13 protein-coding genes are annotated in these 20,232 nt (G+C 59.4%); 6 read left to right on the top strand and 7 right to left on the bottom strand.

The genetic code is table 11. The annotated features are described in order from the left end of the window. Positions 1 to 25 precede the first annotated feature (25 nt). Together ACYZUC_RS04850 and ACYZUC_RS04845 are read right to left on the bottom strand one after the other, a co-directional pair. Positions 26 to 1,432, bottom strand: a complete 1,407-nt coding sequence (locus tag ACYZUC_RS04850) for an NAD(P)/FAD-dependent oxidoreductase (RefSeq protein ID WP_461993974.1) — start codon at positions 1,430 to 1,432, stop codon at positions 26 to 28. A gap of 50 nt (positions 1,433 to 1,482) precedes the next feature. After that, a complete protein-coding gene (locus tag ACYZUC_RS04845) occupies positions 1,483 to 2,298 on the bottom strand; it encodes a helix-turn-helix transcriptional regulator (RefSeq protein ID WP_461993972.1) in 816 nt (271 codons plus the stop codon). Positions 2,299 to 2,560: 262 nt separating this feature from the next. Between ACYZUC_RS04845 and ACYZUC_RS04840 the strand changes: the two genes are divergently transcribed. Next, positions 2,561 to 2,833, top strand: coding sequence for a DUF1652 domain-containing protein (locus ACYZUC_RS04840; RefSeq protein WP_192227150.1), 273 nt, complete (start codon positions 2,561 to 2,563; stop codon positions 2,831 to 2,833). Positions 2,834 to 2,896: 63 nt separating this feature from the next. Here the strand turns inward: ACYZUC_RS04840 and ACYZUC_RS04835 are convergent, their stop codons facing one another. Beyond that, the gene (locus ACYZUC_RS04835) at positions 2,897 to 5,368 is read right to left on the bottom strand and encodes a UvrD-helicase domain-containing protein (protein ID WP_461993969.1); all 2,472 of its coding nucleotides are present in this window, start codon (positions 5,366 to 5,368) and stop codon (positions 2,897 to 2,899) included. 238 nt (positions 5,369 to 5,606) lie between these two features. Between ACYZUC_RS04835 and ACYZUC_RS04830 the strand changes: the two genes are divergently transcribed. Then, positions 5,607 to 6,302: a pirin family protein gene (locus ACYZUC_RS04830; protein WP_461993967.1), complete on the top strand. Its 696-nt coding sequence runs from the start codon at positions 5,607 to 5,609 to the stop codon at positions 6,300 to 6,302. A gap of 142 nt (positions 6,303 to 6,444) precedes the next feature. Here ACYZUC_RS04830 and pgm read toward each other — a convergent pair whose 3' ends face one another. The 4 genes from pgm to ACYZUC_RS04810 form a co-directional block, all read right to left on the bottom strand. After that, positions 6,445 to 8,091 (bottom strand): phosphoglucomutase (alpha-D-glucose-1,6-bisphosphate-dependent), encoded by a 1,647-nt coding sequence (pgm, locus tag ACYZUC_RS04825; protein WP_192416332.1) that lies wholly within the window; start codon positions 8,089 to 8,091, stop codon positions 6,445 to 6,447. A gap of 110 nt (positions 8,092 to 8,201) precedes the next feature. Further along, positions 8,202 to 9,602 (bottom strand): aminotransferase-like domain-containing protein, encoded by a 1,401-nt coding sequence (locus ACYZUC_RS04820; RefSeq protein ID WP_461993965.1) that lies wholly within the window; start codon positions 9,600 to 9,602, stop codon positions 8,202 to 8,204. Beyond that, on the bottom strand, positions 9,599 to 11,089 hold the full coding sequence (locus tag ACYZUC_RS04815; RefSeq protein ID WP_461993964.1) for a hypothetical protein: 1,491 nt from the start codon (positions 11,087 to 11,089) through the stop codon (positions 9,599 to 9,601). Before ACYZUC_RS04815 ends, ACYZUC_RS04820 begins: the two co-directional genes overlap by 4 nt. A gap of 563 nt (positions 11,090 to 11,652) precedes the next feature. Then, on the bottom strand, positions 11,653 to 12,675 hold the full coding sequence (locus ACYZUC_RS04810; RefSeq protein ID WP_461993962.1) for a zinc-dependent alcohol dehydrogenase family protein: 1,023 nt from the start codon (positions 12,673 to 12,675) through the stop codon (positions 11,653 to 11,655). A gap of 269 nt (positions 12,676 to 12,944) precedes the next feature. On the opposite strand from ACYZUC_RS04810, the gene ACYZUC_RS04805 reads away from it, so the two are divergent. The 4 genes from ACYZUC_RS04805 to ACYZUC_RS04790 all read left to right on the top strand — a co-directional run bounded on the left by ACYZUC_RS04805 (position 12,945) and on the right by ACYZUC_RS04790 (position 20,058). After that, positions 12,945 to 13,862 (top strand): LysR family transcriptional regulator, encoded by a 918-nt coding sequence (locus tag ACYZUC_RS04805; protein WP_008026287.1) that lies wholly within the window; start codon positions 12,945 to 12,947, stop codon positions 13,860 to 13,862. A gap of 326 nt (positions 13,863 to 14,188) precedes the next feature. Continuing rightward, positions 14,189 to 15,442, top strand: coding sequence for a multidrug efflux RND transporter periplasmic adaptor subunit MexE (gene mexE, locus ACYZUC_RS04800; protein ID WP_461993959.1), 1,254 nt, complete (start codon positions 14,189 to 14,191; stop codon positions 15,440 to 15,442). 15 nt (positions 15,443 to 15,457) lie between these two features. Next, positions 15,458 to 18,640 (top strand): efflux RND transporter permease subunit, encoded by a 3,183-nt coding sequence (locus ACYZUC_RS04795; RefSeq protein ID WP_461993958.1) that lies wholly within the window; start codon positions 15,458 to 15,460, stop codon positions 18,638 to 18,640. After that, a complete protein-coding gene (locus ACYZUC_RS04790; protein ID WP_461993957.1) occupies positions 18,637 to 20,058 on the top strand; it encodes an efflux transporter outer membrane subunit in 1,422 nt (473 codons plus the stop codon). The genes ACYZUC_RS04795 and ACYZUC_RS04790 overlap by 4 nt, the downstream gene beginning before the upstream one ends. Positions 20,059 to 20,232: the final 174 nt, after the last annotated feature.

The raw sequence follows: 20,232 nt of genomic DNA, 5'->3' as shown, positions 1-20,232 counted from the left end.
TACCTGTCTATGGAGAAAGCGTCGATTACTGCATGAAACCTTCCATGAACCCGGCGACCCCGCTGGCCAGTTTGCGTCGCCAAGGCGCGGTAGCCGGGTTGGCCAGGGTCTGGTCTTCATGAACGAAGCTGCGGATGATCGCGTTGTAACCGAGCCAGCGGCAGGGTTCCGGCTCCCAGGGTTTCAGTGCATCGAGACCGCCCTGAGGGATGACCCATGGCTGGCGAACCAGCTCGGTATCGCGTTGCAGGATCAAGTCGGCCAAGGTCCGTCCACCCAGGTTGCTGGCACCAACGCCCTCCCCGCCATAACCGCCGGAAATCGCAATGCCGCTCGCTTGATCGCACAACATGTGCGGCTTGAACCGCCGCGACATGCCGAGGTTGCCGCCCCAGCCATGGGTGATACGTACGTTCTTGAGTTGCGGGAAGAGCTCGCCGAACAGGTAACGCCGCAAGTCGACTTCACTGGCGGTCAGGTCGAAGTCATGGCGCAGCTTGCCGGCAAACTGATAGCCGCCCCGCGCGCCGAACACCAGGCGGTTATCCGCCGTTCGCTGACCGTAAGTGACTTGACGGCTGCTTTCGCCGAACGCCTGCCCGTGGCTCAGGCCGATTTCGTCCCAAGTGGCGGCCGACAGCGGTTCGGTGGCGACGATCAGGCTTTGCACCGGCAACTGATAGCGCCCCAGCGGAGGCAGCGTGGTCGCATACCCTTCTACCGCCGGAACGATCCAGCGGCTGCGCACCATGGCCTTCGCCGTGCGCAGGCTGCCCGATTGCCAGTGGGTGACCGGACTGTTTTCGTAAATCCTGACGCCCATGCGTTCGACCGTCCGGGCCAGACCTCGCACCAACTTTGCCGGGTGCAGGGTCGCCACGTGCGGTGCATAGATACCGCCATAAGGCTTGGCGATTCTGATCTGTTGCGCCAACTGCTCGGGGCTGAGCCAGCGGTAATGGCTTTCCGTCAGGCCCTGGCCATACAGCTTGTCCAGATACTGTCGAAGGCTGGCTTCCTGTTCCGGGTAACGCGCAGCGCAATACAGCGCCCCACCTTTACGGTAATCGCAGTCGATGCCTTCACGTTCGAGGACAACTTCAACTTCATCGGGAATGCTATGCAGCAGGTCATACGACGCTCGCCGCTGCCCGGCCGGTAAATCAGCGAGCAGTCGATCTTCGCCCAGGAGATTGCCCATCAACCAGCCGCCATTACGCCCGGAGGCGCCAAAACCGGCGGTCTGCGCTTCAACGATGGCAATGTTCAGGCCCGGCGCCAGGCGCTTGAGGTAGTACGCGGTCCAGAGCCCGGTGTACCCCGCGCCGATGATGGCGACGTCGACGTCAAGATCGTGTTCCAGCGCCGGACGCGCCAGCAACGGCTCGTCGAGTTGATCCATCCACAAACTGATAGTGCGCCACGCCGGCATGCAAGACTCCGCCACTCAAACTTCGATGGCGTTGATCCTAGTGCGTGGGCTCAGAGGCTGTCTTGCGCGCGTGCACGCAAAGAAATTTGTTTGACGTAGGCCTTGGGCGACAGACCGGTGTGTTGGCGGAAACAGCTATAGAACGCCGAGAGCGAATTGAAGCCGGCGGCAAACGCCAGATCGTCGATACGCAGTGGCGGCGCGGCGTTTTCCAGGGCGGCGAGCACATGTTGCAAGCGTGCTTGGTTAACGTAACGGTAGAAACTCTGGCCCAGCACCTGGTTCAGCAGATAGGACATCTGATTGCGGCTGTACCCGCACGCCTTCGCCACCCGTTGCAGGTCGAGCTCCGGGTCCAGATAGGGTTGCTGGCGCTGGAAATACTGTTGCAGGTCTTGCGCCATGAAACTCAGCTGACGCGGCGACAACCCGAGCCGACTGACGGCTGGGCGCGCACTGCTTGCGGTTTTGCTGACGGGCTGCTCATGGACCAGCGAGGCGTATTCGTTAACCCGCCAGATCAGACCGTCGCGAACGGTAATCGCCTCGCTGGCCCGAAATGACACCAACCCTTCACCGCCGCGCAGGGTAATGCGGTACTGAATGAACGCGGTGTTGCCGTCCAGACGGATGCGGTCCGAGTGCTCCAGCGCTTCATCGGGATCACGCGGCATGCTGCTGCGCACGTACTCGCGCAATTCGTCCAGCCCCATCACGCGGTTCTGGAAGAAGTCGCTGTACTGGATGTCCGGGTGATACAGCGCCATGACACCGTCCAGGTCGCGGTGCTTCCAGCGCAGGTGATAGCGCATGACCGTCTCGCTCGTGGCCTGGGTTTGCAGCGGACCATCATCATCGGCATGCATAAAGGACTCGACGAGAAAAAGGCGAGCTTGCCGAAATTCCTCACCGGCTTCAATGAGCAAGCAGTGCTGGCCTTTTGCTGAAAGGTCACAGCGCTGTGGCCCGAATCAAAAAAAAGCAACCAATTGCCAATCGGCCTGAAAAATCCACATTATTTTCACATCCGGATGCTACTTTTAAAGACAGTCAACGGTTGAGCCAATGAAGGCTCTTCCCTCCTAACATGAGCTAACGGAAGCGCTCGATGAATCAGGCGGGCAACATATGAATAAAGGGTTCAGTAAAGTCACCTTTCCAAACGCCTGCCAGCTGATGCGCTGGCATTTTCATCCCATGGGTTTTGAGGCGAGCATGGACGCACCGGGCAGCATGATTGCCCGTCTTTTTGACCGTGCCACGGGCGAGACCATGATCGCCATTGCCGGCATTCCATGCGCCACTGTCATGAACGCAGCGGACGTAGAACGAATCATCGAAGCGGTGGAGGATGAGCTTGAGTCTTTCATTCCTCCGGTGGCACTCAAGAGTTATGCCTGAAGGTTGAAGCGCAGCTGCCATAAAAAAAGCCCACATCTTGTGGGCTTTTTTGTGAGTACGGGTTTACGCCGATGTCTTGCCCCGGTGATCGGCAAAGAACGCCTTGCCCTTGCCGATCCGGTCGGAAGCCTTGGGCATGTTCGCCGCCTGGGTGTCCTGGCCATCGACATACCAGTAGCAATGGCTGACCGCCCGGGTGATGCCAACATAGGCCAGCCGCAGAATCTCGTCTTTTTGCGCGTTATCGTAAGCTTCGTTGTCACCAGCCTTGCCCAGACCCGCCATGCGGTAAACCTGATTCTTGTACGGCGAGCTGGTCAGGTGCTGACAGTCTCCCAGCAGGAACACAGCGTCGGCTTGAAGGCCCTTGGCGCTGTGATAGGTCAACTGCTTCAGTCGTCGCGACTCGTACGGCAAGCTCGAATCTACATTAACTACAGACTTAATATGCTCTTCTATCAATGACTTATCGCTGCTTTTTCGATAAAGCATCAAGATTGTGTCGCCCTGTCTGTAGTGCTCCATCAACCGCTTGGCCAAGCCTTGATCGTCCCGATCGAGCACGTTGACTGGCAGCAGCGCTTTCGACTCGCCACTGGCCTTGGCCTTCTTTCCGGCGATGGCCGGCGCGGCGCGTACGATGTGTTCGGCGGCATCGATGATGTGTTGATGGCTGCGATAGTTGTCGCTGAGCATGACCCTGGTCGTGCTCGGCGAAGGGAACTCCTTGTTGAACTCCATGAAATAAGTCGGCGAACTGCCGCGCCATCCATAAATGGACTGCCAGTCATCGCCCACGCACAGCAGCGACGAACGCTGAGCACCACGTCCCACGTGCATGGCCGGGCCACGACTGCGAATCTCGGCGAGGCTGGCACGAATCCAGGAGACAATCTGCGGCGATACGTCCTGAAATTCGTCGATCATCAGGTGCGACAGCGGTCGCAGCAGTTCATCGCTCAACAGCTTCTGGTTTTCCGGGGAGTGCTCGCTGAACAAAGCGAACATGCGGTTGTAGGTCATCACCGGCGGCTTCTGATCCAGCAGATGATCTTCCAGGGCTCGCCAGAACAGGCTCAAGGCCTCGAAGAAAAACCGGTCCGGGTCGTCCTTGGCGAAACTCATCTGGCCCACGGCATTCGGAACATCCAGGCCAAGGTTTTCGATGAACCCGGCCGCCGCGACAAAACAGTCCAGCAACGGCGCGGAACCGAGCTCGCCCTTGACCTTGTAATCAAACCCCGGCCCGGCACTGGCATCGCCTGCAAGGGAGGCCAAAACACGCTTTGAAGCCTCATAACTATCTAGCCATATCAACGGCTTACGACAGAAAGCTTGAAACAGGGTTCGCTTTACTGCCCATTCCGCGCGGACGCTGAGCTTGGCATTAGGGCGGCTGACTTGCGGGTTTTCCCGAGGATCAAAGCCCAGCACGACCCACGCGTCCAGGCTCGGGATATAGCCATGGCAATGAAAGGTCGAGCCGTTGATATCAAACGACTGGCGATTGGGCTCGATGCCTTTGATGGGCCAGGCACCCGCGCGAAACCACAAATCTTCAATCAAGTCGCACAGCTCTTCATCACGCTTCGCGGCCAGCTCGGTCACGGCCATGCGTTTCTGTACGTCCGGGTGATCGCGCTCCAGCTCCTTGAGCTGCAAGGCATGACGCGACAACGGCTTGATCAGTTCGCGAAAGCGCTCATCACGCGTGTGCAGGTTGTGATAGCAGGCGTTGAGCTGCTGACGCTGGGCGTCGTTGATGCGCAAGTCGAAAGGATTGCTGTCGGCCTCCTCATCAGCGCCTTGCACACGGTTGCTGAGGTTTTCGAACGCTTGCAGCCGCTCGAAGCCCGGCAGGCTGCGCACCATGGGCAGGATTCGCGAATGGAAGGTGCGCACCAGGTCCCGCGCCTCCTTGAAACCGAGCGGCCGCCCCCAGAGCGCAAACATCTCGATCAGTTTGTTAATGAAGTCCTTGCGCGACTCCCGTGTAAAGGTCACGACGGTCATTGAGCTCAGCTCGAAGCCCAGATAGTGGGTCAGCAGCAAAATACGCAGCACCAGGGTGGTCGACTTGCCCGCCCCCGCGCCGGCGATGACCGACGTCGACGGCGTATCGCTGAAGATCATTTTCCACTGCGCGGCGCTGGGTTGAGCGTGCGGCGCGAGCAAACGAGCGACATCGGCTTTCATGCGCTTCTTCAGCTCGGCGCTCAACGGCAAACGCCAGTCGTCGAACAGGTTGTCATCGACGTTGGGGGGCCGGTGTTCGGTGGAGCGCGAGTCACGAATCAGCAACACCTGCCGACCTTCCTCCAACCCTTCGAGCTTGCCTTCCTTATAGCCGTAATCCACCCCGGCGCTGTGACCGCTGCGAAAACCGTCGGCCTGGCCATGCAGCCATGACGCCCGATGTTGTGCACGCAGACGCGTCAGCCCGTGGCCAAAGAATCGGGCGGCCAGGCGCTTGAGCAGCGGCATTTCGGCCAGGGGACGAAGTTCAGGAGGAAGATCGGGGGTGTGTTGCGGCACGCGGGCTGACTCCAGGGTGTGAGGCTGTTGAGGGCTATGGTGTCTGCATTTGCCGTTCAGTTCTAGTGAAATGCTTACAGGTCATTGGCTTATGCGATGAAGTGAAGGCTGGATGAGAATGTTTCGAAGTGATTTGATATCAGTTTATTCGATTGTATTGAGGCATTTTTTACGCTTTTTATCGATCAGTGCCTGATAGATGATGCTCGCCATAAACCACCCCTTTCAGGAGACGATCATGCTCGAACTCAGACCCTTCAACTCCCTGGGCGGCGCCCACCATGGCTGGCTGGATGCTCATCACCACTTTTCGTTTGCCGAATACCACGACCCCAAACGCATGAACTGGGGCAACCTGCGGGTGTGGAACGACGACGTGATCGCCTCGGGTACCGGTTTCCCGAAACACCCGCACCGGGACATGGAAATCATCACGTATGTCCGTGAAGGTGCGATTACCCACGAGGACAACCTCGGCAACAAGGGCCGCACCGAAGCAGGCGACGTGCAGGTCATGAGCGCCGGCACCGGGATCGCCCACAGTGAGTACAACCTGGAAGCGACTGAAACCAGAATCTTCCAGATCTGGATCATCCCGAACGAGACAGGCCTGGCACCGTCCTGGGGTGCGAAACCGTTCCCTAGAGGCCAACGCGAAGGCTTCGTGACCCTGGCCAGCGGCAAGGCCGGCGACGATCAAAGCCTGCGGATCCGTGCGGATGCGCGCCTGGTTGCGGCAAACCTGAAGGCTGGCGAGTCTGCGGAGTATCGTCTGGACAATGGCCGCCGTGCTTACCTGGTTCCGGCGACGGGCGTGATTGAAGTCAATGGCTTGCGAGCACAAGCTCGAGATGGTGTTGCGGTGGCTGATGAGCAGGTGTTGCGCGTGACGGCCATTGAAGACAGTGAGATTGTTTTGGTGGACCTGGCTTGATTGGGTAAATGCCGGGCAAAAAAAGGGGCGACTGTCATAGTCGCCCCTTTTTTTGCCGATGGCTTTACTGACGCCTTCGCGGGCAAGCCTCGCTCCTACAGGCTCTTGTAGGAGCGAGGCTTGCCCGCGAATGGGCCCTCACTTATTTCGCAGAAATAGCGCCATCCACCAATGTTTGAGCTTCGGCAACCAACTGCTTGAGGTGTTCGTCACTGACGAAACTCTCGGCGTAGATCTTGTAGATGTCTTCGGTACCCGACGGACGCGCCGCGAACCAGCCGTTTTCGGTCATGACTTTCAAACCGCCGATCGCCTGGTCATTACCCGGCGCGTGGCTGAGGATGCTCTGGATCGCTTCGCCCGCAAGCTGGGTCGACGTGACCTGCTCCGGCGACAACTTGCTCAGCAACGCTTTCTGTTGCGGATTGGCCTTGGCATCGACCCGCACCGAGAACGGTTCGCCCAGTTCATCGGTCAACGCGCGATACGCCTGGCTCGGGTCGCGACCGGTGCGGGCGGTCATTTCCGCGGCCAGCAGCGCCGGGATCAAGCCGTCCTTGTCAGTGCTCCACACGCCACCGTCCTTGCGCAGGAACGAGGCGCCGGCGCTTTCTTCGCCGCCAAAACCCAGCGAGCCGTCGAACAGACCGTCCGCAAACCATTTGAAACCGACCGGCACTTCATACAAACGACGGCCCAAACGCTTGGCCACGCGATCGATCAAGCCACTGCTGACCACGGTTTTACCCACGGCTGCATCGGCGCGCCATTGCGGGCGGTTCTGGAACAGGTAGTCGATGGACACTGCCAGGTAGCTGTTCGGCGCGAGCAAACCACCGGACGGCGTCACGATGCCATGGCGATCGTGATCCGGGTCGCAGGCGAACGCGACGTCAAAACGCTCTTTCAGGCCGATCAGGCCTTGCATGGCGTGGCTGGACGAAGGGTCCATGCGGATCTGACCATCCCAGTCGACTGTCATGAAGCGGAAGGTCGGATCGACCTGCGTGTTCACCACGTCGAGATCCAGCTTGTAATGCTCGGCAATCGCCGACCAGTAACGCACCCCTGCTCCGCCCAGCGGATCGACGCCCAGACGCAGTTTGGCGTCGCGGATAGCGTCAAAGTCGATCACGTTGATCAGGTCGGCGACATAGGTGTTGAGGTAATCGTGACGGTGTGTGGTGCTGGCCTTCAGCGCCTGCTCGTAGCTGATGCGCTTGACGCCGGCGAGCTTGTTGCCCAGCAGTTCGTTGGCCTTGGCTTCGATCCACTTGGTGATGTGGGTGTCGGCCGGGCCACCGTTGGTGGGGTTGTATTTGTAGCCACCGCTTTGCGGCGGGTTATGAGACGGCGTGATGACGATGCCGTCTGCCAGGCCCGAGGTGCGGCCACGGTTGTAGCAGAGAATCGCGTGGGAAATCGCTGGTGTCGGGGTGTACTCGTCACCCTCGGCAATCATCACCGTCACGCCGTTGGCGGCCAGCACTTCGAGGGCGCTGGCGCCCGCCGGGGTGGACAGCGCGTGGGTGTCGATGCCGACGAACAGCGGACCATCGATGCCCTGGGCTTCGCGGTACAGGCAGATCGCCTGGCTGATCGCCAGAACGTGCCATTCGTTGAAACTCAAGTCGAACGAGCTACCTCGGTGCCCGGACGTGCCGAAAGCGACACGCTGGGTGGAGATCGCGGCATCGGGCTGGCCGGTGTAATAAGCCGTTACCAGTCGCGGGATGTCGACCAACAACTCTGCCGGTGCCGGTTTGCCCGCAAAAGGACTGAGTGTCATGCAAAACCTCTGAATAGAGTGGTTCAGGAATAGGGACGCAGTTTACTGGCAGTTTGACCGCAACGCGATGGGATCGATCCACGGACGCAAAGGATGTTTTGCGGACATGCTCAGTCTACCGATTCCAGGCGCAAGGCATCGCCGAGCAGACTCAGTGCAGCGGCCAGATCATGATCACCGCCAAAGCTGTGACTGAGGCGCAAGTGCTGCGTGTGCAGGCCCTGCAAACTGAACAGCTCGCCCGGCGCAATCACCACCTGATGCTTGAGCAGGCGCTGAAACACCCGCCGCACATCAACCTGACGCAGGGAGCGCACCCAAATCGTTGCCCCACCCTGAGGCTCGACAAAATGCAAGGCATCGCCCAGGCGCTCTTGCAGCAACTGCGTCATCTGCACCTTGCGGTCCTTGAGCAACCTGCGCAGCACATGAAGGTGCTGATCGATCCGTCCGTTACCGTACAAACGGGCGATGGCTTTCTGGCGAATCGGCGACAGGCGAAAGGCTCGCAGCAAAAAGTGCCGCTGCAGTTCGGCGCTGAAATGCCGCGACAACAGAAAGCCGTAGGGTGCTTCCGGGCCGATGATTTTCTCGAACGTGGAAAACACGATCAGCCGGTCAGGGTCGAGCAGATCACGAAACCGCAAGCCGCCCGGTTCGAATTCGAGTTCGCCGTAGCAATCGTTTTCCAACACCCAGCTGCCATGTCGCTCGAGGAGCTGCGCAATGGCTCGCCGGTTGTCGTCATCTGCGAGGCTGCCTCGCGGCATGTTCAAAGCGGATGACAGCACGACCAACCGCACCGGGTGGGTTTCCAGCAGCTCCTTGAGCTGTTCGACGTCTAGCCCGCCATCGGTTTGCAGCGGCAACTCGATCACCTGGACATCGGCGGCCTGGAGCAAGCGCAGAATCGCCCAGTCACACGGAGACTCAAGGACCACCGCGGCGTCTTTGAGGCTCAACACGGCGATCAGTATTTCCAGGACGCCGCGCAAATCGGCGCCAATGTAAACGTCATCGGCATGCCAGCAGCGTATCGGTGTTGTGGTGTAACGCGCTGCAAGGGCGGTACGCAGCTCCAGTTCGCCGCAGGGCTGCGAAGGCGGTTGCGGCTGGCGCGGATACTGGCGCAGCAGTTCCCGTTCCAGCAGCAATAACGGACTGTCGAGGGGTTGCAACAATGCCGGCTCATCGGCGCTCAACACCAGCATGCCTGGGCACCTGGCACTGAAATAAACGCTTTCGAGCAGGTCATTGCCATTGCCGGGCGTGTTGATAGCGGACACCGGCAACGCGTAATAGCCGGATTTGGCGACCGAATACACGCGCCCTTCTTTCTCCAGCAACGAATACGCGTACTGAATCGTCGAGATCGACACGCTCAAACGATCCGCCAACTGACGCAACGACGGCAGGCGCACGCGCGTGTCGCTGACCGGTTCATTGATCAGGTGCGTCAGGTATCGGTACACCGCCTGATAAGCAAAGTCGGTCTCGCGTGGTCCTTTCAATGTCCCGCTGACCCTTCACCCGCCACCGCGGCATCATCGCCAAAGTCGACGGCTTCCGATGGCAGGTCCACGCCATCAGCATCCGGGTCAGCCACCCTGCCCTCGGCCCCCGGCACAGGCCCCATCCGGTAGAGTGTGCCGAGCAGGCCGACGGGCAACCCGCTGACGTCGACCATCCATTGCAGAATCTGCTCCGACACCGGATTGCCCTGCATTGCCCGGTGCAAATCAGGCATCGCCACCAGCATTCCGGGATGACACTGACGCAGAAAACGCTCAAGGGCAGCACCGTTTTCGACAAAGGGAGCGAAGAGCAGACATACCAGCTGAGCCTCGGTCAAACCGAGGTTTTTTTGCGCCTCGGCCGCAGCCAGCCCACGCTGTTCGGACAGCCTCGCCGGGTTACCAAAGACCGCCACTGCTTGCTCGCACAACCGCTCCGGGAGTCGCTTGCGGCGCATCATCACCAACGCCCGTTGCAAGTATTCGGCGACACCCGCTTCATAGCTGCGACCGTGCACGAAGCATGCTTGCAGCCCCCGCACGTGTGCGGATATCGACAGGCTGACGAATTCGTTGTCGCTGAGCTGAGCCGCCAGTTCGTCAGGTTGAAAACCGAGAAACTCGGTGAGCAGCGGCCAGCGCTCTTCGAGGTTGCTGACCAGCATGTCGTGAATGTCGATAAACGTGGTACGGCGACAGGCCTCGAAGCGCTCGGCCGGCCGCCATGCCGCCTGCCCCTGTTCGGCATAAAACGCGCGATAGCAGTCACTGCCGATCTCATCGAGCAAGGCGAACAGTTCATCGAAGCCTGTTTCAACCGGACTGGAGGTCTTGAGCCCAGCCTTGGCCGCCGCCCGCTTCAAGCCTTCGAGAAATTGCTTTTGCTGACGTGACGTGTCACTGCTGACCAAGGCATCGACGCCGCCGTCCCAGCGCGCGATCTGCCCATAGAACTCGCCGGTCGCCAGATAGCCGTCGTCCCACAGATCGATTGGCCCGTTCCAGGTTCGACGGTGGCCCACCATCAGCACATTGAGCCGATTGGCTTCTCGACCGGCATCAGAGATCGGTGCCGGGTGGCTGAACGGCAACACTTCGCGGTTATCCACCATCAGCACTTCGACCCGTGGATCGTCGTAGAGAAACAACGAACTGTAGCTGCGATGGATGTTTTCCTGAGCCATCGAGCTGGCACCGTTCATTCGCAGGGAGGCCACGCGCAACTGGAACGTGGCAGGCGCCCGGCCGGCAATGCTCAGTTGTGCGGCGCGCAGCAGCGCCAGGGTGTAGCAACTGTCCCGCGAGCCGGACTGGATCGCCAGCACCTTGTAATCGCCAATGCGCTCCATGCCCCCCGCGGCGACCACCAGACGCTGAATCATCAGTTGCAATGCCGTGCGTTCGGCCCGAGAGAAAAAACTCAGCAAGCGTTGCAGCATTTGCTGATAGACATAGTTCATCGCCTGGTCATGGATATGGGTCATCTTTATTTACCTGATGCTCGTAAGTTCAGTACTGCATAAACAGCGATATGCACTGCACAGCGGATTGTCTGACACGGATGAAGTGCTGGACATTATTGTCAAATGCTAGCACTTATACTTTGGGTAATTATTTGAAATGGTTGAGCGCCGACGTTGCACCCGTCGAGACCAGACGACGCCAAAGCCCCGTACCACCGGTATCTGGCGACTTAACAGAACATCCTAGGAAATGTCCGACAACGTCCCACAGATAGGTAGCACAAGAAATAAAGATAGAAGCCGCACATATCTTTTTGAAAGCTGCGCAAATATTTACTGTTGGTCGGATATCTATTAACGATGTGCGTTGAAAAGTATCAGCCTGACACCCAGACATGACTCATTCCTTGAGATGAAAGTAATCATTCAATTATCAAGGCTTAGATGCTGATTAGAAGATACAGATCGAGAGCAAAAACCAGTTCAGTTGCTGAACTGACCCATCGACAGATCGATGAGACGTCTCAATGTTTTGCGAGGGGCAATAAAAAAGTCCGTGCAGGCACGGACTTTTTCAGGGGCTGTTACGCAGGTTCGACCTGAAGGGCGACCCGCTCGCGGCATGGGCATTCGTCCATGTAGCGGTGTGCTTCGACAAACTCGGAAAACGGGAAGACCCGAGTCTTGAGCGGCAGCAGCACGCGATCGGCGGTCATCTGGTTGATGTCGCGCAAGGCCCGTTGCAGTGCGACCTGGTCCTGAATGATGCCCAACTCCGGCTTGCCGGTGAAATTGCCGATGCAGTGTACAAAGAACTGAATGTTCTTCTGGAACGCTGCGCAGGCCGGGAATGGCGTCTGGTTACCACCTTGCAGGCCATACAGCACCAGGCTGCCGCGAGGAGCGAGCACATCGCCGAGCAGCGACATCTGCGGGCCGCCCAGGCCATCGAACACCACATCGACACCGCGGTTATCGGTGATCTTGTTGATCCGCATGAGCAGATCTTCTTCCTCGGTGACGATGACTTTCTCGGCACCCAGCGACAGCAGGTATTCACGCTCTTCGGCCGTTTTCGTGGCGGCAATCACCCGTACACCCAAGGCTTTACCCAATTGGACGAATGAAGGCCCGGCGCAGTGGCTTGCGTCAGTCACCAGAGCAAATTGCCCAGGCTTGACCCGTGCCAGATCGGCATAGCCAAAGTAAGCAATCAACAGCGGCGTGTAGTGCACCGCCGCTTCAATCGGGCTCAGCACGTCCGGATAACGGGTCAATGCCGAGCGCGGCAGAACGATTTGCTCGCCATAGACGGGATAGTCGTTCGGACTTTCAGCCGGGAAACTGGCGACCTTGTCGCCAACCGACAGGTCATCGACACCATCGCCAACCGCCGTCACGACGCCGGACATTTCATGGCCAAGGCCTGAAGGCAAGCGAGCATGGGAGGACGCCAGGTTCTGGCGCCAGAGTATGTCGTACCAGCTGATGCCAATCGCCTCGACGCGCACCTGCACTTCGCCCGGTGCAGGGAGAGCGGCCGCATGCTCTTCGCATTTGAGCACCTCGGCTGGACCAAACTTGTGAAAACGGATCGTGCGGGACATCGCAAACCTCGTCAAAGAAACCTCTAATGCCCTGAACTCTATCTGGGCTTTCTACCCAAGACCATCAGTGGCTATTAATAGTCGACATGCCTGTCATTGATTCCGCAGCGCCGGCGACATCTTCAAATGTCGTAAGAAACCGAAGCATCCTTTGTAGGAAAACTGAATTACTCGGTGCAGAGTAGCAGCCTTTGCCCGTAATATTCATGCCGGCCATTGTTCTCATATGGCCGCTCTCGTCAAGCTTGATGACTCTGCCAGGACTCCAGATGAATCGTAATGACCTGCGTCGTGTCGACCTGAACCTGTTGATCGTTTTCGAAACATTGATGCACGAACGCAGTGTGACCCGCGCTGCGGAGAAATTGTTCCTCGGTCAGCCGGCGATCAGTGCGGCGCTCTCGCGCCTGCGCGGGCTGTTCGATGATCCATTGTTCGTGCGAACCGGGCGCAGCATGGAACCGTCCGCGCGGGCGGTGGAGATCTTCGCCCTGCTCTCCCCGGCCCTGGATTCGATTTCCACGGCCGTCAGCCGCGCAGCGGAATTCGACCCGGCGACCAGTACTGCGGTGTTCCGCATAGGTCTGTCGGACGATGTCGAGTTCGCTTTGTTGCCGATGCTGCTCAAACGCCTGCGCGCCGAATCGCCAGGGATTGTGCTGGTGGTCCGGCGGGCCAACTACATCCTGATGCCGAGCCTGCTGGCCTCGGGCGAGATTTCAATCGGCGTCAGCTACACCGCCGACCTGCCGGCCAACGCCAAGCGTAAAGTGCTGCGCCGCAGCATGCCCAAACTGTTGCGTGCCGATACAGTGCCGGGCCCATTGAGCCTGGATGATTTCTGCGCCCGCCCCCATGCGCTGGTGTCGTTCGCCGGTGACTTGAGCGGCTTTATCGACGAGGAACTGGAAAAGCTCGGGCGCAAACGTCACGTGGTACTCGCGGTGCCGCAGTTCAACGGACTCAGCACGCTCCTCAGCGGGACGGATATCGTCGCGACGGTGCCGGATTACACGGCTGACGCGTTGACGGCAGCGGGCGGTGTGCGTGCGGAAGACCCGCCGTTGCCGGTGCGCAGCTTTGAATTGCACATGGCCTGGCGTGGGTCGCAGGACAATGATCCGGGTGAGCGTTGGTTAAGGTCGCGGATTCAGATGTTTTTTGGGGATCCGGATAGTCTGGCCTGATCCTGATCTTCTATTGGCGCCGATGGCCTCTTCGCGGGCAAGCCTCGCTCCTACAGGAATACGCAACTGCCTGTAGGAGCGAGCGGTGCGGCGATCCGACTTGCCCGCGAAGGGAGCAACTCGGTCCCACTCCGATTCCTTGCATTCCCCGCAACACAGAATTGCCGTCAAACACATTGATCGCGTTCCAACCCGAGGCGCATGCTAGAGGGCTCGCCCGGCGCTCATATCATTCCGAATGATAGTTACCTTCGCTTCATTCGATTCGTGCGATACCAACCCGCCGAGCATCATCCGCCCATCTCAATACATTGGCGGATGCATCCATGGAACAGTCACTCAAACATTTGCGCTTCCCGTTGGCCCTGCTGGCCGTAGTGGTGATGAGCGCTTGCGGCAAGGCTCCGGAGTCTGCCGCGACCATGCCTGCGGCGAAAGTCAGCGTCGCCAAGGTGCTGGAACAACCGGTCAATGAGTGGGACGAATTCACCGGGCGCCTTGAAGCGCCGGAAACGGTAGAGATTCGTCCACGGGTCTCCGGTCAGATCGATGACGTTGCCTTCACCGAAGGCGCGCTGGTCAAGAAAGGCGACTTGCTGTTCCAGATCGACCCGCGTCCCTTCCAGGCCGAGGTCCGCCGTCTCGAAGCGCTGGTCGCTCAGTCGCGCGCCAACGCGACCCGCAGCGAAAACGAAGCCCAGCGCGGTGAGCGTCTGCGTACCAGCAACGCGATTTCCGCCGAGCTGGCCGATTCGCGCACGAGTGCCGCACAAGAAGCCCGCGCTGCGGTCGGTGCCCTCCAGGCACAACTGGACCTGGCGAAACTGAACCTGAGCTTCACCCGCGTCACCGCACCGATCAGCGGCCGTGTCAGCCGTGCCGAAATCACCGCCGGCAACCTGGTGACCGCCGATACCACCGCGCTGACCAGCGTCGTGTCTACCGACAAGGTCTACGCCTACTTCGACGCTGACGAGCGTGTGTTCCTCAAATACACCCAACTCGCTCGCCAGGGCAAACGTGGTGCAACCACTCCGGTTTACCTCGGCCTGTCCAACGAAGACGGCAACCCGCATCAGGGCGTGATGAACTTCGTCGACAACCAGGTCAACCCGAAAACCGGCACCATCCGTGGCCGCGCCGTGTTCGATAATACCGATGGCACCTACACCCCAGGTTTGTATGCCCGCTTGAAACTGGTCGGCAGCGGCACCTACTCCGCCGTGTTGATCAACGATGAAGCGGTCGGTACCGACTTGGGTAAAAAGTTCGTGCTGGTGATGGATGCAGACAACAAAACCGCCTACCGCGCGGTCGAGCTGGGTCCGAAAATCGAAGGTCTGCGCATCGTGCGCAACGGCCTGAACAAGGACGACACGATCATCGTCAAGGGCCTGCAACGGGTACGTCCCGGTTCGCCAGTCACCCCTGAAGTGATCCCGATGGCCAGCGAGCAAACCCTCGCGGCACTCGCACAACAACGACAAGCGCTGGAAGCCAGCAACCTGCCCCAAGTCGCACCTGCCAAGGTCGCGCCGGGTTCGGTTGTGAAACTGGCTGCTGCAACCCCACGCGGTTAAGGGATAACGACTCCGATGAATTTTTCCCAATTCTTCATTTCACGGCCGATCTTTGCAGCGGTGCTGTCGCTGCTGATCCTGATCGCCGGTGCCATCTCGCTGTTCCAGTTGCCGATCAGCGAATACCCGGAAGTCGTGCCGCCGACCGTTGTGGTCCGTGCCAACTTCCCGGGCGCCAACCCAAAAGTCATCGGTGAAACCGTGGCCGCTCCTCTGGAGCAAGCCATCACCGGCGTCGAGAACATGCTGTACATGTCCTCGCAGTCCACCGCTGACGGCAAGATCACCCTGACCATCACCTTCGCGCTGGGCACCGACCTGGACAACGCACAGGTGCAGGTGCAGAACCGCGTGACCCGCACCGAGCCGAAACTTCCAGAAGAAGTGACGCGCATCGGTATTACCGTGGACAAGGCATCGCCCGACCTGACCATGGTCGTGCACTTGACCTCGCCGGACAAACGCTACGACATGCTCTACCTGTCCAACTACGCCTTGCTCAACATCAAGGATGAGCTGGCGCGCCTGGGCGGTGTCGGTGACGTGCAGCTGTTTGGTATGGGCGACTACTCGCTGCGGGTATGGCTCGATCCGAACAAAACCGCTTCGCGCAATCTGACCGCGACCGATGTGGTGACCGCGATCCGCGAACAAAACCGTCAAGTCGCTGCCGGTGCATTGGGTGCCCCGCCTGCGCCGAATGCCACCGCGTTCCAGCTGTCGGTCAACACTCAGGGTCGTCTGGTTTCCGAAGAAGAGTTCGAGAACATCATCATTCGCTCCGGCGACAACGGTGAAATCACCCGTCTGAAAGACATTGCGCGCGTCGAGCTGGGTTCCAGCCAATACGCCCTGCGTTCCTTGCTGAACAACCAGCCGGCGGTGGCGATCCCGATCTTCCAGCGTCCGGGTTCCAACGCGATCGAAATCTCCAACGAAGTGCGCGACAAGATGGCGGAGCTGAAGAAGAGCTTCCCGGAAGGCATGGACTTCAGCATCGTCTATGACCCGACAATCTTCGTGCGCGGCTCCATCGAAGCGGTGGTTCACACCCTCTTCGAAGCACTGATTCTTGTTGTTCTGGTAGTGATCCTGTTCCTGCAAACCTGGCGTGCCTCGATCATTCCGTTGGTGGCGGTGCCGGTTTCGTTGATCGGTACGTTTGCGGTGATGCATTTGTTCGGCTTCTCGCTGAACGCCTTGTCACTGTTCGGCCTGGTATTGGCCATCGGTATCGTGGTGGACGACGCCATCGTGGTGGTGGAAAACGTCGAGCGAAACATCGGACTCGGACTGACGCCGGTCGAAGCGACCAAGCGTGCCATGCGTGAAGTGACCGGTCCGATCATCGCCACGGCGCTGGTGCTGTGTGCAGTGTTTATCCCGGCGGCGTTCATCTCCGGGTTGACCGGGCAGTTCTACAAACAGTTCGCCCTGACCATCGCGATCTCGACAGTGATCTCGGCCTTCAACTCGCTGACTCTGTCGCCGGCACTGGCCGCCGTGTTGCTCAAAAGCCATGACGCACCGAAAGACCGTTTCTCCAAGGTCCTCGACAAGATCTTCGGTGGCTGGTTGTTCCGTCCGTTCAACCGCTTCTTCGACAAGGCCAGCCACAGTTATGTCGGCACCGTCGGCCGGGTTATCCGCAGCAGCGGTATTGCCTTGCTGTTGTATGCAGGCTTGATGGTACTGACGTTCTTCGGTTTCTCCAGCACCCCGACCGGTTTCGTACCTGGCCAGGACAAGCAATACTTGGTGGCCTTCGCGCAATTGCCGGATGCTTCGAGCCTGGACCGCACTGAAGACGTGATCAAACGCATGTCCGACCTGGCCCTGAAACAGCCTGGTGTGGAAAGTGCGGTAGCGTTCCCGGGCCTGTCCATCAACGGTTTCACCAACAGCCCTAACGCCGGCATCGTGTTCGTGACCCTGAAGCCGTTCGACGAGCGTAAAGACCCGAGCATGTCCGCCGGTGCGATTGCCGGTGCATTGAACGGCCAGTTCGCCGGGATTCAGGAAGCCTACATGGCGATCTTCCCGCCGCCGCCGGTACAAGGCCTGGGCACCATCGGTGGTTTCCGCCTGCAGATCGAAGACCGGGGCAACCTGGGCTACGACGAGCTGTACAAAGAAACCATGAACATCATCACCAAAAGCCACGGTGTGCCGGAACTGGCAGGCCTGTTCACCAGCTACACGGTGAACGTGCCGCAAGTCGATGCCGCCATCGACCGGGAAAAAGCCAAGACTCACGGCGTGGCCGTCAGCGACATCTTCGACACCCTGCAGATCTACCTGGGTTCGCTGTATGCCAACGACTTCAACCGCTTCGGTCGTACCTATCAGGTCAACGTCCAGGCCGAGCAGCAGTTCCGCCTCGAACCTGACCAGATCGGTCAGCTGAAAGTGCGTAACAACAAAGGCGAGATGATCCCGCTGGCGACCTTCATCAAGGTCAGCGACACCTCGGGCCCGGACCGCGTAATGCACTACAACGGCTTCATCACCGCTGAAATCAACGGTGCGGCAGCCCCAGGCTACAGCTCCGGCCAGGCCGAAAAAGCCATCGAGAAACTGCTCAAGGAAGAACTGCCGAACGGCATGACCTACGAATGGACCGACCTGACCTACCAGCAGATTCTGTCCGGCAACACCGCACTGTTCGTGTTCCCGCTCTGCGTATTGCTGGCGTTCCTGGTACTCGCAGCGCAGTACGAAAGCTGGAGCCTGCCACTGGCGGTGATCCTGATCGTACCGATGACCCTGCTGTCGGCCATCACCGGTGTGATTGCTTCGGGAGGCGACAACAACATCTTCACCCAGATCGGCTTGATCGTACTGGTGGGACTGGCCTGTAAGAACGCGATTCTGATCGTCGAGTTTGCCAAGGACAAACAGCAGGACGAAGGTCTCAGCCCGCTCGCGGCGGTATTGGAAGCGTGCCGCCTGCGTCTGCGGCCGATTCTGATGACCTCCTTCGCGTTCATCATGGGTGTGGTGCCACTGGTGTTCTCCAGCGGTGCCGGTGCTGAAATGCGTCACGCCATGGGTGTGGCCGTGTTCTCCGGGATGCTCGGGGTGACTTTCTTCGGTCTGTTGCTGACGCCGGTGTTCTACGTACTGATTCGTAACTTTGTGGAGCGCGGTGAGAAACGCAAAGCGGCCAAGGCCCTGAAACTGGAGGCGCAACAATGAGCCTGAAAGCCTTCCTGCCGAGCCTGCTGGTACTGGCCCTGAGTGCCTGTGCCGTCGGCCCGGACTACAAGACCCCGGCCACTGAACCGGCGAACATCACCACCGCCACCGATGGCGCTGCCGGTCAGAAAAACTTCGACCGCTCGCGTTTCGAAGGCATCTGGTGGCAGCAGTTTGAAGACCCGACCCTCAACCAGTTGGTGACGCAGTCGCTGCAAGGTAACCGTGATTTGCGCGTCGCCTTCGCTCGCTGGAAAGCAGCCCGGGCGATCCGCGATGACGTCAGCAATGACGCCATGCCGACCATCACCAGTCGCGTCAGCAGTGATCTGGGCAAAGGCCAGATTCCGGGCCAGACCACCAAACGGGTCAATAGCGAACGCTATGACCTGGGTCTGGACATGGCCTGGGAACTGGACCTGTTTGGTCGCATCCAGCGCAACCTGGAATCCAGCGACGCCGAACAGCAAGCGGCCGAAGCGGATCTATACCAACTGCAAGTCACCATGATTGCTGAGCTGGTGGACGCCTACGGTCAGCTGCGCGGTGCGCAACTGCGGGAAAAAATTGCCCTGGCCAACCTGAACAACCAGCAGGAGTCGCGCAAGATCACCGAAAGCCTGCGCGATGCCGGCGTCGGCGATCAGCTCGATGTGGTCCGCGCCGACGCACGCCTGGCGTCTGTCGAAGCCAGCGTGCCGCAATTGCAGGCCGAACAGGTTCGGCAGAAAAACCGTATCGCCACCTTGTTGGGTGAACGTCCGGACAAACTGACCGTCGACTTGAGCCCGAAAGACTTGCCGGCGATTGCCAAGGCACTGCCGATTGGTAATCCGGGCGAACTGCTGCAGCGTCGTCCGGATGTTCTCAGCGCCGAGCGCAAACTGGCTTCGGCCACGGCGCGTATTGGCGTGGCCAAGGCGGATCTGTTCCCGCGAGTCAGCCTCAGCGGCTTCCTCGGCTGGACCGCCGGACGTGGTTCGCAGATCGGTTCCTCGGCGGCCAACGCCTGGGCACTTGGCCCAAGCATTACCTGGGCCGCATTCGACCTGGGCAGCGTGCGCGCTCGTTTGCGCGGCGCCGATGCCGATGCCGAAGGCGCTCTGGCGACTTACGAGCAGCAAGTGTTACTGGCGCTGGAAGAATCGGAAAACGCCTTCAGTGATTACGGCAAACGCCAGCAACGCCTGATTTCGCTGATTCGTCAGAGTGAATCAAGCCGCGCGGCAGCCGACCTGGCTGAAATTCGCTACCGCGAAGGCACGGCGGACTTCCTTGTCCTGCTCGATGCCCAACGCGAACGTTTGGCGGCGGAAGACACTCAGGCCCAGGCCGAAGTCGATCTGTATCGCGGCATCGTCGCGATCTACAAGGCCCTGGGTGGCGGTTGGCAACCAGAGACGGTCGCCAGCAAGTAACACGTTATAGAGCTCTTTTGGCTGGTCGCAACCAACCAATTTTTTAGCCCTGCGCCTCATTCGGTTGCGGGGCTTTTTTTTGCCAGCATGATTAGTGAAATTACCAGAGTCCCTGTGGGAGCGGGCTTGCCCGCGATGACGGCCGCACATTCAACATGAGTGGTGACTGATCCA

It is taken from the genome of Pseudomonas sp. GT1P32 (assembly GCF_054897805.1).
This window is presented reverse-complemented; position numbering and strand designations above follow the sequence as displayed.

Bases quoted from the DNA above. Each gene is read 5' to 3' on its own strand.
- ACYZUC_RS04850 (WP_461993974.1), bottom strand. From the start codon at position 1,432: ATGCCGGCGTGGCGCACTATCAGTTTGTGGATGGATCAACTCGACGAG.
- ACYZUC_RS04845 (WP_461993972.1), bottom strand. From the start codon at position 2,298: ATGCATGCCGATGATGATGGTCCGCTGCAAACCCAGGCCACGAGCGAG.
- ACYZUC_RS04840 (WP_192227150.1), top strand. From the start codon at position 2,561: ATGAATAAAGGGTTCAGTAAAGTCACCTTTCCAAACGCCTGCCAGCTG.
- ACYZUC_RS04830 (WP_461993967.1), top strand. From the start codon at position 5,607: ATGCTCGAACTCAGACCCTTCAACTCCCTGGGCGGCGCCCACCATGGC.
- pgm (WP_192416332.1), bottom strand. From the start codon at position 8,091: ATGACACTCAGTCCTTTTGCGGGCAAACCGGCACCGGCAGAGTTGTTG.
- ACYZUC_RS04815 (WP_461993964.1), bottom strand. From the start codon at position 11,089: ATGACCCATATCCATGACCAGGCGATGAACTATGTCTATCAGCAAATG.
- ACYZUC_RS04810 (WP_461993962.1), bottom strand. From the start codon at position 12,675: ATGTCCCGCACGATCCGTTTTCACAAGTTTGGTCCAGCCGAGGTGCTC.
- ACYZUC_RS04805 (WP_008026287.1), top strand. From the start codon at position 12,945: ATGAATCGTAATGACCTGCGTCGTGTCGACCTGAACCTGTTGATCGTT.
- mexE (WP_461993959.1), top strand. From the start codon at position 14,189: ATGGAACAGTCACTCAAACATTTGCGCTTCCCGTTGGCCCTGCTGGCC.
- ACYZUC_RS04795 (WP_461993958.1), top strand. From the start codon at position 15,458: ATGAATTTTTCCCAATTCTTCATTTCACGGCCGATCTTTGCAGCGGTG.
- ACYZUC_RS04790 (WP_461993957.1), top strand. From the start codon at position 18,637: ATGAGCCTGAAAGCCTTCCTGCCGAGCCTGCTGGTACTGGCCCTGAGT.